The 12,990-nt window shown below is 59.4% G+C and carries 12 protein-coding genes; 9 read left to right on the forward strand and 3 right to left on the reverse strand.

The annotated features are described in order from the left end of the window. Positions 1-8 precede the first annotated feature (8 nt). The 3 genes from OXG98_12075 to hisH are packed head-to-tail and all read right to left on the reverse strand — an operon-like array spanning position 9 to position 3,111. On the reverse strand, positions 9-1,706 hold the full coding sequence (locus OXG98_12075) for a D-aminoacylase (protein ID MCY3772738.1): 1,698 nt from the start codon (positions 1,704-1,706) through the stop codon (positions 9-11). A 14-nt stretch (positions 1,707-1,720) separates the two neighbouring features. Next, the gene (gene hisF, locus OXG98_12080) at positions 1,721-2,497 is read right to left on the reverse strand and encodes an imidazole glycerol phosphate synthase subunit HisF (GenBank protein ID MCY3772739.1); all 777 of its coding nucleotides are present in this window, start codon (positions 2,495-2,497) and stop codon (positions 1,721-1,723) included. Further along, a complete protein-coding gene (gene hisH, locus OXG98_12085) occupies positions 2,491-3,111 on the reverse strand; it encodes an imidazole glycerol phosphate synthase subunit HisH (GenBank protein ID MCY3772740.1) in 621 nt (206 codons plus the stop codon). Before hisH ends, hisF begins: the two co-directional genes overlap by 7 nt. Before the next feature lie 292 nt (positions 3,112-3,403). On the opposite strand from hisH, the gene OXG98_12090 reads away from it, so the two are divergent. The 9 genes from OXG98_12090 to OXG98_12130 form a co-directional block, all read left to right on the forward strand. Further along, on the forward strand, positions 3,404-4,660 hold the full coding sequence (locus tag OXG98_12090) for a Xaa-Pro peptidase family protein (GenBank protein ID MCY3772741.1): 1,257 nt from the start codon (positions 3,404-3,406) through the stop codon (positions 4,658-4,660). Positions 4,661-4,728: 68 nt separating this feature from the next. Continuing rightward, complete coding sequence (locus OXG98_12095; protein MCY3772742.1) at positions 4,729-5,778, forward strand: hypothetical protein; 1,050 nt, start codon at positions 4,729-4,731, stop codon at positions 5,776-5,778. Between the two features lie 90 nt (positions 5,779-5,868). Then, positions 5,869-7,059, forward strand: a complete 1,191-nt coding sequence (locus tag OXG98_12100; protein ID MCY3772743.1) for a hypothetical protein — start codon at positions 5,869-5,871, stop codon at positions 7,057-7,059. 640 nt (positions 7,060-7,699) lie between these two features. Next, positions 7,700-8,260 (forward strand): RNA-directed DNA polymerase, encoded by a 561-nt coding sequence (locus tag OXG98_12105; GenBank protein ID MCY3772744.1) that lies wholly within the window; start codon positions 7,700-7,702, stop codon positions 8,258-8,260. Positions 8,261-9,068: 808 nt separating this feature from the next. Next, positions 9,069-9,383, forward strand: a complete 315-nt coding sequence (locus OXG98_12110) for a nucleotidyltransferase domain-containing protein (GenBank protein MCY3772745.1) — start codon at positions 9,069-9,071, stop codon at positions 9,381-9,383. Continuing rightward, entirely contained in the window at positions 9,370-9,795 is a 426-nt protein-coding gene (locus OXG98_12115) for a HEPN domain-containing protein (protein ID MCY3772746.1), read from the forward strand. Before OXG98_12110 ends, OXG98_12115 begins: the two co-directional genes overlap by 14 nt. A 43-nt stretch (positions 9,796-9,838) precedes the next feature. Then, positions 9,839-10,828: a Gfo/Idh/MocA family oxidoreductase gene (locus tag OXG98_12120; protein ID MCY3772747.1), complete on the forward strand. Its 990-nt coding sequence runs from the start codon at positions 9,839-9,841 to the stop codon at positions 10,826-10,828. Between the two features lie 75 nt (positions 10,829-10,903). Continuing rightward, positions 10,904-11,881: an aldo/keto reductase gene (locus OXG98_12125; protein MCY3772748.1), complete on the forward strand. Its 978-nt coding sequence runs from the start codon at positions 10,904-10,906 to the stop codon at positions 11,879-11,881. Positions 11,882-11,917: 36 nt separating this feature from the next. Further along, positions 11,918-12,990: peptide ABC transporter substrate-binding protein (locus OXG98_12130; GenBank protein ID MCY3772749.1), on the forward strand; the 1,073-nt coding region annotated here is incomplete at its 3' end.

Below are 12,990 nucleotides of genomic sequence, written 5' to 3' on the forward strand. Positions count from 1 at the left end.
GACACCGGTCAGGCGGCCCCCGTCTGCTTCCGCAACACCCTGCCGGCCAGCGCGCCGGTGTGTTCGCCCTTCTCCACGGCGACAGAGCCGTTGACCAGGACGCAGTCGATGCCCTGTGCGTACTGATGGGGATTCATGAAGTCCGCCCGGTCGATGACGGTCTCGGGATCAAATACCACGAGATCGGCGACCAGACCCACGTCGATCGTACCCCTGTCTGAAAGTCCCAGTCTCCGGGCGGGCATGCCGGTCATCTTGTGCACTGCGACAGGCAGATCGAACAACCTGTCGTCGCGGCAGTACTTGCCGAGTACCCTGGGAAAGGTGCCATAGAACCGGGGATGGGGCGTGGTTTCGCTCAACGGGCCGTAATCGGCCGCGGCCCCGCCGTCCGAGGCCACCATGACGAGCGGATGGGTCAGCACCGAACGGATCTCCTCCTCGCTCATGCCGAATCCTACCATGCCCACGCTCCCGTTCTCCGCTATGAGCAGCTCCCGGACGAACTCGAAGGGGTCCTGCCCGCTGTCCGCCACGATCTCCGAAACGCGCCGGCCCACGTAATCCTGGTTTTCCGCCCTGGCGACCGAAGTGATCATCACGGCGCTCCAGTCTCCCAGCATGTCGACTTTCTCAATGGCCGCCCGTTTCATCAGAGGCAGCGAGTCCGGCGCCTGCAGCCGGGCCACGAACGCTTCGGCCCCGCCTGAGCGAAAACGGGTGGGAAACAGGTTCTGCAGTGTCGTCGCGTAGGCGATGTAGGGGTATCGGTCCAGGGTGATTTCCATGCCCTCGTCGACCGCCTGCTCGATCATGTCGAAAGCCACGGAGACTTTTTCCAGGTTCCGTCTGCCGGACGCTTTGAAATGGGCGATCTGAAGGGAGATTTCGGCTTTTCCGGCGGTACTGATCGCCTCGCTTACGGCTTCTATGAGGTAATCATCCTCGTTTCGCATGTGGGTGGCGTAGAACCCGTTGTACCCCGCCGCCACGCGGCAGAGTTCGGCGATTTCATCCTCGTCGGCGAAACTTCCCGGCGTGTATTCAAGCCCGGATGAAAGTCCCCAGGCCCCCTCTGACATGGCCTGGTCCACGAGGGCCTTCATCGAGTCGATCTGCCGCGCGCCGGCCGGTACGTTTTCGTTCCCCACGACATATCCGCGAATGGTGCCCTGTCCCGCCAGGGACATGAAATTGACCCCGATGCCCTGCTGCTCCAGGGTGTTGAACAGGCCGGTGAAATCCGTCCATTCGATGTCCACGCCGTATCTGCGTCCGTAACCCTCCTGCAGCGACTTCAGCCGGTCTTCCGTCAGAGGCGCCAGCGACGAGCCGTCCTGTCCGGCCACCTCCGTGGTCACGCCCTGCCGGATCTTGCTTTCGGCCCTGGGGTTCACCAGCAGGGAAAGATCGGTGTGGGAATGTATGTCGATGAATCCCGGGCAGACGATCTTTCCCGATGCATCGACCGTCGTTGTTCCGGTACCCCTGACCGGACCGATTTTCACGATACGGTCTCCCGCGATCGCGACGTCCGCGATTACGGGTGGCGCGCCCGTGCCGTCTATCACCGTTCCCCCTGTGATGATGACGTCGTAGTGCTGGGCGACAGCGCAGCCGTCCAGCACCGCGGACAGCCCGCCGACGGCCGCGCCGGCGCCCGCCAGTCCGGTACTCCTGAGAAAGGTACGTCTCGACCATGCCATAGTTTGTACTCCCGCTAACCGGTCAATCGAATCTTCAACCCCTCGTCATGCAGAAACTGCTTGATGGATCCCACGGAGTAGTGTCCGTAGTGGAGCATGGAAGCCACCAGGGCCGCGTCGGCACCGCCGGCCGTGAGGGCGTCGTACAGGTGTTCCGGCCGGCCTCCGCCGCCCGAGGCGATGACAGGTATGCCCACGGTGTCGGCGATCTTGCGCGTGAGGGTCAACTCGTATCCTTCCAGCGTACCGTCCGCGTCTATGGAATTGACGACGATCTCCCCGGCCCCGAGGGTCTCTCCATGCCGGGCCCATTCGATGGCGTCCATACCGGTGTTCCGGCGGCCGCCGTGGGTCACGATCTCGTAACCGGAGGGTAATGAGCCGTCCGGGGAAGCCTTCACGTCCATGGACAGCACGACGGCCTGAACGCCGAAGGCATCGGCCGCTTCGGAAATGACCTCGGGATTGGCGACGGCGGCCGTGTTCAGGTTGACCTTCTCCGCGCCGGCTTCGAGGACCCTGCGGCAGTCCTCGGCCGACCGGAGGCCCCCGCCCACCGAAAAGGGAATGAACACCTGTCTGGCGACGTCTTCCACCACGTCGAGCATAATGTCGCGCTGATCGCTCGATGCCGTGATGTCGTAGAAAACGAGCTCGTCCAGGCCGGCGTCGTAATACCGCCGCGCCGCGGAAACCGGGTCGCCGATGTCCTTCGTGTTGACGAACCGGACGCTCTTGACCAGCCTGCCGTCACGGACATCCAGGCAGGAAATGAGCCGCTTGCTCAGCATGCCTTTCCGTCCCATTTCACGAATTCGTCCAGGATCTTCAGCCCCACCGGACCGCTCTTCTCCACGTGAAACTGGGTCGCGACGATGTTGTCCCTGCCGATGACGGCTGCGAACTCCACGCCGTACCGGCTCACGGCCAGCACATCCCGCCCGTCAGCCGGGGCTGGATAGTATGAGTGGACGAAGTAGACCTCATCGCCCGGACGCAGATGGCGGAGCACGGGATGCGCCTGGCTCGCACGCAGTTCGTTCCAGCCCATGTGGGGCACCTTCAGGGCGGGATCCTCCGGTCGGAATCGAAGGCACCGGCCGCCAATCAGGTCCAGGCACGGCAGATCGGTTTCCTCGGAATCCGAAAGCAGGATCTGGCAACCCACGCAGATTCCCAGGATCGGTATGCCCCGGTCGCCGGCCGTTTCAAGGGCCTCGTCGAGCCCTCTTTCACGAAGCGTCACCAGGGCGGAATGGGCATGGCCCACGCCGGGAAATACGATGCGCTCCGCACGGCACAGTTCCTCCGGATCGGACGTGATGATCGAAGCCGCGCCCAGGTGATCCAGCGCTCTTTTCACCGAGGTCTGATTTCCGGCATCATAATCTACGATGTGGATCATGGAGCGATGCGTTCTTCGAGGTTGCCCGGAGGGTACAGATACGATTCCCAGTGCATGTCCGCTGCACGTCCGCCGCATGTCCCTAGTAATCCGAATCGAGGCTTTTTGTCAAGGGAAAGATGGCGCCGGCATCTCCCGCGGCAGCTCCGCTTTATGATTCGATCGTTGACATTGGCCGGAGGCGTTTCTATACTGGTTCGATTCGTCATCGCACCTCTGCGACCGCGCCGGTTTTTACCGGAAACGGCGGTGTCTACACGCCGAAATCGTACCAACCCGAAACGATACCCAGATGCTCTTCAACGTCGAACGGGCCAGGGAATTCATGCGGGAATGCGGTCTCGACGCGCTGATCGCGACCTCTCCCGTGAACATCACCTATTTTACGGACTATTTCATCTGGATCGACGGGCTCATGAAGGAGTACATGGTCCGGCCCGGCGGTTCGGCGGATCTCGCGCAGGGATACGCGCTGTTTCCCCTCGATGGCGAGCCCGCGCTGGCGGTGACCGGATCGATGCTGGCCGTCAACGGCGCGGACCTGCGGGTGAGGGACCTGCGGATCAGCGGCGATTCCGGTCTCGACTGGTCCCTGCCTCCGAGGCCGTTGCCTGACCGGATGGACCGCTTATACACCCTCCTGAAAAGCGAACCGGATTACGGTACGACCACGGAAGCGCTCGCCGGCGCCCTGGGCGACCGGGGTCTTTCCGGTGGAACGCTGGGCGTGGAAGCGGACGGCATGACCGCCGCCCGATACGAGGAGTTGCGCCAGGCGCTCCCCGGTGCCCGGCTGTTGGACTGCTCCAACCTCATCCGGCTCTTACGCATGGTCAAGACAGGCGACGAAATCGACCGTCTCGCCCAGGCGGCTGAAATCAGCGAAGCAGCGGCCATGACGGCCATGGAACAGGCAAGTCCCGGCGACAACGTGCAGGACGTCATTCACCGGTTCCGGGCGGAGTTGGGTAAAAGGGGGGCGGACCTCGATCATTTTGCCTTCGGGGTCCACGGACTCGGCATCGCGACGGAACCGGATTTCATCCTCGGGGAATCCGAGGTGGAGTACGTGGACTGGGGATGCCGGTACCGGTCCTGCTATTCGGATACCGGGACCACTTTCGCCATGGAACCCCTGTCCGACGACATGCAGGACCGATTCGACGTGCTTCGTGCGTCCATGGACGCCGGCCTGGCCGCGATACGGCCCGGCGTGAACGCCTCGACGGTACAGGCCGCGATGCAGGACGTGGTGGACGGCGCCGGCCTGGCCATGTACCCTCACGGTCACGGGGTCGGCATGGAAGTGCGGGACTACCCCGTCCTGGCCCCGGACAACGGCCTGAGCATCTCGGATGACTGCGTGGATATCCCTTCCGACCTGCCCATTGAAGAAGACATGGTACTCAACGTGGAAGCGCCGCTGTGCCTGGCGGGAGTCGGGTCCCTGCACCTGGAACAGTCCGTCGTCGTCACGGAAAGCGGAAGCCGTCCCCTCACGGATCAACAGCGGGACCGGCCTGTGTTTCCCCTGGGCGCCACGAACTGATTCGCAGAAAGAGACGAACCGTAGACACAGTCGGCTTGGGAACCTGTATGCGGATAGCCGGAATCTGGATGCGCGCAGATAGCCGGCATCAGAAATCTCAGATAAATCCAATGGAAATCTCCAAAATCGTCCTGCACCAGCCCGCGGGTCTGCTGCGCCTGCTGACCGATACGGGTCCGGAGGGGCACTGTACCGGTATTTCCGCCACGGGGTCCCACGTGGAACGCGTGGCATCCATTCTGGGGCATTCGGATCCGATGGATCGGGAACGGTCCTGGTGGACGCTGAAGGAAATGGACGGAGCGTTGCCCCCGTCCCTGCGCGCCGGGGTAGACGTCGCCCTGTGGGACCTCTCGGCGAAGATAGCGGGACGGCCGCTCTTCAGGCACTTAGGCGGGTTCCGGGATCGCGTACCGGTCTGCCTGAGCGGCACGGGGGAAGGCACTCCCTCCGAGATCGTCCGGGAAGCGAAAGACGCGCAGCAGGCCGGATTCAAAGCCTATCGGTTCGGCGCGCCGACGGATGAAAGTGCCCTCGTCCACCTGGTACGCGAGGTGCGTGCGGCGGTGGGGCCGGATTTCCCGTTGGTTCTCGACGGCCGGGGCCGGTGCGTGGTTGACGAGGCGATACGGATCGGCCGGGTGCTTGACGAGGCGGACTATTTCTGCTTCGATCGCCCGCGTGCCCGGAACGATCACTCCGGTGGGAAGCAGGTGGCCGGTGAAATCGATACACCGACCAGTACGGAGGTGTGCAGTCCAATCGAGGCATCCCAGGTCATGACGGCGCAGTCCGGTGATCACATTCGAACGAGCGTGGGAGGCGCCGGCGGTTTAACCGATGTCCTGAAATCCGCCCGTTGCGCCGAGGCGTTCGGAGCGTACTGCCACCTGGACGGCGCCGGGATATGCGACGGCTTCGCCCATCTGCATCTGGCAGGCGCACTCAGAAACTCGCCCTTTATTGAGATGACGGGAAATGAGACTGCATCGACCTTCATCCGCGACCCGCTACGGGTAAAGGACGGCTTCGTCCACTTGCCCGAACTGCCGGGCCTAGGCATGGATGTCGACCTGGACGCGGTCATGGAGAACACGTCGAACCTGATCGAATCCTGAAACGGCGTGGTCGTCCCGACAAACGGCGCGGCCGGCTGAAAAATGGTGCGGCCACCTGAAACGGCGCGGCCGGCTGAACAAGGAAATCCCATGCAGATCCGGGACGTCAAATGTTACGTGCTGAAAGGTGAACCCGAAACGCGCCGGGAGAGCAGCGCGGACCGGGGCAGCATGGCACCCGTGCCGCCGGGCATCTCCGGGCTGTTTACCCATGACCAGGGATTTGGCGCCGACGCGCCCGACGGATACGCCTTCACCGGAGACGGACCGGAATCGAAGTACCGGCTGGTGGTCCGTCTCGTGACAGACGGCGACCTGGACGCCTACGCCGACTATGGCACGGGTTTCGACCCCCGGGAACTGGAATGGCAGGGCCGCCAGTTCCTGGCGCGGTATGCCCACATGCTCATCGGCGTGGACGCCTTCGACCGGGAATACGTGTGGCAGCGGTTCTGGATGGCCCAGCGCTTCATGTACACGGGAAGAGGGCTACTGGATACGGTCGACCGGATGTTGTGGGACCTGGCGAGCCGCAGCGCCCGCCTGCCCATCTACAAGCTGCTGGGCGCATGCCGGGAAAGCGTGCCCGCCTACTGCAACGTGGGCGGCCGGACCATCGACGACCTGGTGGAAAACGCGGTGAAGCGCGTGGCTGAAGAGGGATTCATCGGCTGCAAGGACCATTCCTACCGGGGCGTGAAGACCAACGGGGAGATGGCCGTCAAGTTGCGGGAAGCTCTCGGTGACGAGATCATGCTCTTTCACGATCCCGTCGAGTCGTATACCTACGAAGAGGCCGTGAAGATCGGGCGCATCATGGAGAAGTGCGGATACCGGTGGATCGAGGAGCCTTTGCAGGACTACGACATCATGGGACTGAAGAAACTCTGCGCCACCCTCGATCTCCCGGTCCTCACCCTGGAGTGGATTGGCGCCATCGGGGGACAGCCGTACAACACGGCGCCGTACCTGGCGATGCAGGCCGCCGATATCGTCCGGCAGCGGGGCGTCGGCATCACGGGCCAGGTCAAGCAGGCCCAACTGGCCGAAAGTTTCGGCGTGGAGGTGCATGGAGGCGATCACCAGGTTATCCTGGCTGTCGGGAACGACCCCGTCTTCGAAGCGTACATGGGGCTGCGGCCGTGTCCACCGGAAGAGGAACTCGACTGCCGGGGAACGCTCGTCGTGGAAGACGGCGCCATGTCGATCGCCTGGAGCGACCGCCCCGCGCCGGAGCCGGACTGGGACGAAATGGCCCGGAGTGCTGTGGCTGTTATCTGATCTGAGCGACCGAAATACCTGAAACGTGCTCGCGGTGACCAGGGGTCCGGAATCTCAGAATAGAATGACTGCAACCATCATCGGGATGCTCCTGTTTGTGTAGAAAACCAAGCGATTTAGGACTCGGTCGCGCATCCGTGCTCTACGCTGTGTAAGCGCTAAATCAGTTTATGTGATCTGTACCATTGGTTGACCTAAGTGGATTCCGGTTCCACTGTGGTAATAGCATTTCTAGGTGAGACAGTGTGGAGACAAACAACAGGGCTCGGTCTTACGAAGGACGAGGCATTCGTAGGGCTGGTTGACTACGGCTTATTCGGTGAAAAAACTCCACCGTGCTTTAGCACTGCAGGGCTTTCAAATCATGTCCCGACTGATCTTCGAAAGCTGTTAACAGAAGACGATAAAAATGAACTGGATAAGCTTCTAAAAAAAACGGACCCACGATTTCATACGTTACGAATCATTACGCCATGTCAACACTCCTCGCTATATGGGGATTCCCCATCCCGAAAGCCATATAGTCCAGTGTCTAGCTCTGAAGCGCCATTGGGAAAAAACAAAGACCATTGTGCAAAACCGAAGATACCCGTGAGCCGTCTCTTTGTTCGAAAAACGTCAAGTAAGCGGTGTTTTTCGGATGAATTACAAAGGAAACGAGTATCTTGACAACGAAGAATCCGACATTCGAAAAATGACCGGTGCGTATTATGTTGCTCGCACAGATATATCGCATTGCTTCCCCGGCATCTATACCCACTCAATCCCTTGGGTGATTCATGGGCGCAGTAAATCGAAAAAGGACGAATCAGTCTTATTGGAAGGGAATCTCTTGGACAAAGTCACTCGAGGGACCCGAGATGGACAGACCAATGGACTCCTGATTGGGCCACACCCATCCAACGTCGTTTCCGAGATTATACTGACCAGAATTGATCATGAGATGATCCGGAAGGGATACAGTCGGTTTTACCGCTATATTGACGATTATACTTTTTATGCAAAAACCCACGAAGAAGCTGAAAAGTTTATCCATGATCTCGGAATGCAACTGCGCGAATACGAGCTTGTTTTGAACGGGAGTAAGACTGAAATCTTGCCGATGCCGCTTCCAATTAGTGAAGGATGGGTACGGGAATTGAACAATTTCCGATTGCCTGCTAAAGGTGAAACTGTTCACTTCAAGACCGTTCGCTCCTAGACTTGGCACTGAATCTAGCTCATGGAGCGGAAACCTATGCTGTTTTGAATTACGCCTTTAAGATGGTTCCTCGGACTCTCAATAACCGAGCGAAGCGCCTCTTTGTTCAGGAAAGTATCAACTTGGCGCTGCTATATCCATATCTTGCTCCAGTCTTGGACGAGCACGTGTTCGACAAGCATCGCTATGATGGGATCGAGAAAGTCATTCTTGATTTCACTGAACAACTCCTAACAATTGGTATTCAGCGAATCTTGCCAGATTCCATCGCCCATGCCTTGTATTACTTGCTCAAACATAACCTTCGTTTGACTACGCCAGAGGACAAGCTACAAGAGGTTATCAAGATAGATGACTGTCGCGTCGCTCGAATGTGTTGTTGCTAGCTTACGCAAAACGCTTTGGGGTAAAGAACTTTAGTGATACGATACGGAGACGAGCAGATAAGCTGAAGGATATGGAAACTCGAGAGCAGGATCGCTTTTGGCTTCTGATCTATCAAGTATGGCGTTATAAAACACTAGAAGACAAAGGACAGTCTTTTTTAGCTGAATTGAAACGAAAACGCTTCGACTTCATAAGCTTCCGATGATGTTTCAAGCAGCTAGATCAACGTAGCTACTCGATATTACTAAGTTGCTCAACTATTCCGATACCATTGGCGTTGTACGTCGGCAAGATTGACTTAACCTTGTGGTTCACCAAGGACTACGCAAATCGGTACCTGAAGGACTATTGACAGCGTATATTGCTGTAATAAGGTGTTCCAATTACCCGATTCAATAAAACGGATGCCATGAACAAGGGAATGCTCGACCCGCAGGTCCTGAATGAAATCATCCGACGGATCGTCGAGGTGGCAGAGCCGGAGAAGATCATCCTATTCGGGTCCGCCGCCCGTGGCGAGATGAATCGCCACAGTGATGTCGATCTGCTCATCATAAAGGAATGCGCGAGTCCGCTTGACCTGATGGGCGATATATATATGAACCTAGATGGCGCGGGGGCGGCCGTCGATGCGGTCGTCGTCACGCCCCAGGCGGTCGAGCGTTACAAGGACAGCCACGCATTGGTCATCAAACCGGCATTGCGGGAAGGTAGGGTGGTGTATGAAGGAACCTGAGCGTTTTCCGGCTGATGATCCTCGGAATTGGCTGAAACGTGCCAGTAGCAATGTGTCGCGAGCCAAGAGTCGTTTGCCCGATTCCTACCTCGAAGACCTGTGCTTCGACGCTCAGCAGGCAGCCGAGAAAGCTATCAAGGCGTTGATGATTAAGCGCGGAATCGACTTCCCATACATACATGATTTGGCCCAGTTGCTTTCATTGCTCAAGGAATCTGGCGAAGAAATCCCAGACGCTGTCGGTCAGGCTAGGAAACTCACTCGATTCGCCACTGTCACGCGCTACCCCATGAATCAGGCCGTCACCGAAACAGCACTACACCGAGGCCATCGCCATCGCCGAGGCCGTCCTCCGCTGGGCGGAGGAACGCATCGATTGATCCCCGCGAACGCAAGCACCTCGCCGAAGTAGACTATCCCAACGGCCGCACGAACCACAACAGCCTGGAGAGAACATGTCTGAATTGATACGATGGGGAATAATCGGCACGGGTGCCATCGCCCATAAGTTTGCCGATGCGCTCACGGTGGTACCGGATGCGGAGCTTTTGGCCGTCGGATCCCGCGCCCAGGGGACGGCGGACGCCTTCGGCGACGAGTTCGAAGTACCCCGAAGACACGCATCCTACCAGTCCTTGGCGGAAGACCCGGGGGTCGACGCGATCTACGTGTCCACCCCGCATCCCATGCACTGCAGGGACACGCTGCTCTGCCTGAACGCGGGCAAGCCTGTACTCTGCGAGAAACCCTTCGCCCTGAATGCCCGAGAAGCAGAGATCATGATCCAGTGTGCGCGCCAGCGGGGTGTTTTCCTCATGGAGGCCATGTGGACGCGGTTCCTGCCGACCATCGCGCTGGTACGTCAGTGGCTCGCCGACGACACCATTGGCGAAGTACGCAATATGATGGCCGACTTCGGATTCCGCGCGAAATTCAATCCGGAGGGCCGCTTGCTGAATCCCGAACTGGGGGGTGGAGCCCTCCTGGACATCGGTGTATACGTCGTATCGCTTGCTTCGATGGTCTACGGGAAAAGGCCGGATCGGGTCGCCGCGCTGGCGGATATCGGCACAACGGGCGTTGATGAGCAGACCACCATGGCCTTTCGATACGATACAGGCGCCATGGCCGCCCTGACCTGCGCGGTCAGGACCAGCACGCCCGGGGCGGTGTCCATCCACGGGACTCGGGGAAATATCCATATCCCGTCACCGTTCTATGACTCCTATACCGCAACCCTGAGCGTGGAAGGAAAAGAACCGGTCACGGTTGCGCCGGAACGCGTGGAAAACGGATTCAAATACGAGATCGAGGAAGTGGGCCGGTGTCTGCGGGAAGGGTTGCTCGAGAGTTCCGCACTTCCGCTGGACGAGACCCTGGCCATCATGAGGACGCTGGACGCCGTCCGGTCCGAGATCGGGTTGAAATACCCCATGGAAGGATAGATTCCGCGATTATGCCGGAGTTACTTAAAAACAGACCAGACAACAGAGGATTTTAACGAATTTAGAGGAACATCCATGGAGTACGGCCGCATAGAGAATGTAGACAAGCCCGTGTCCCGTCTCGTGCAGGGCACGATCATGTTGAGCACCGCGGAAGAAGAATACAGCTTCGACCTGCTCGACCAGGTGTACGATGCGGGGATCAATACCTTCGACAGTGGTCATCTGTATGGCGGGGGCGACTGCGAACGCGTACTGGGCAGGTGGATCGAGGAACGGGACCTGCGCGACGATGTCGTCATTCTGACCAAGTGCTGCCACATGAATGCCGACCGGGAACGGGTGACGCCCTACGATATATCGTCGGACCTGCACGATTCCCTGGCCCGGCTGCGAACCAACTACATCGATTTCTACCTCCTGCACCGGGATGATATCCGGGTGCCGGTCGGACCGATCGTGGATCGGCTCAATCACTATATCGGCACGGGCAATCTGGGCGTGGTCGGCGGCTCCAACTGGACCCACGACCGGATCGAGCGGGCTAACCTGTACGCCGCGACCAGCGGCCAGCAGCCCTTCACGGTGAGCAGTCCGAATTTCAGTCTGGCCGAGCAGTCCGAACCGCCGTGGAGGGGATGTATCAGCATCAGCGGGAATGACGGCGCTGCCGCGCGCTCCTGGTACCAGGAAAACCAGATGCCACTCTTCACCTGGTCCAGCATCGCCAATGGATTCTTCTCCGGTCGGGTGAACCGGGGGAACTATGAATCCTTGGTCGAGCAGGGTTTGTTTGACGAGAGCGCGGTTCGGGCCTACTGCACAGACGACAACTTCGAACGGCTGGACCGTGTCGGTCAACTGGCGGAGGAAAAGGATTTGTCCATCCCCCAGGTCGCCCTGGCCTACGTGCTCGGCCAGTCCCTGAACATCTACGCCCTGGTAGGCGCCCGGAACGGGGAAGAGATCAGGTCCAACCTGCAGGCACTGCAGGCATCCCTTTCGGAGGACGAAATGGCCTGGCTGAACCTGCAGCGATCGGAACGTCCCTGACCCGTTGAACGTATGCATGACCTGTGAGGTAAAACGATGAAACACGCGGCCATAGTAGTCATTTCGCTGGTCCTTGTGATCGGCGGTCTTTCGTATTTACCGGGTCATCCGGAAGCCCAGGTGCGCAACGCCGTCGGCAGGGTGATGCCGGCGGATGCGGCGCCCCTCGGCCGGCAGGTATTCCGTTTCCTGAACGACGAGCCGACCAACCTGGACATTGGCGTGGCCATCTATGAGGTGGGCGGCATCGTCTTCCTCTTCGAACGCCTCACCATGCTGGACCACAACAACCGCGTGATCCCGGGTGCCGCTTCCGAGTGGTCGGCCAACGAGGACCAGACGAAGTGGACCTTCCACATGCGTCCCGGCGCCAGGTGGAGCGACGGCCGGCCGGTCACGGCCCACGATTTCGAGTATAGCTACAAGCGCATGTTGGATCCCGCGTCGGGCAGCGGCTACGCCTTCTTCTACTACAACATCAAGGGCGCCCGGGCCTTCAACACCGGGCAGACCGACGATCCAAACTCGGTCGGCGTATACGCGGTAGACGACATGACTCTCGTGATCGAAACCGACGGTCCCTGTCCCTACCTGCCCATGATCGCCGCCTTCTTCACGTCGATCCCGGTACCGCGCTGGCAGGTCGAGAGGTTCGGCCCGCGATGGGCGTCGGACGAGAACGTCGTCAGCAACTCGTCCTACAAGGTGGACAACTGGCGTATCGGAGAGCGCCTCACACTGTCACTCGATCCCTACTACAACGGTCCGATTAAGGGGTACTTGTCCGAAATCCACTCCATGTTCAGGAACCGGGTTAATACCGGACTGCTTTCTTATGAAAACGACGAATTGGACCTGGTGCAGATTGATGTGCGCGACCTCAGCCGTATCGAGAGCGATCCGGTGCTGAGTGCGGAATTGCACAAGTACATGGATTTCAACGCGCTCTATCTCTTCTTCAGGACGCGCGAAGGCGTGTTCAGCGATCACAGGGTGCGAAAAGCCATCAGCCACGCCATCGACCGGGAAGCGCTGTGCAACATCGTGCTCCGGGGCACGGCCCTCCCCGCGTATACCATGCTCCCGCCGGGCTTTCCGGGTTATTCGGG

Source organism: Gemmatimonadota bacterium, assembly GCA_026706345.1.
GTDB lineage: Bacteria > JAAXHH01 > JAAXHH01 > JAAXHH01 > JAAXHH01 > JAAXHH01.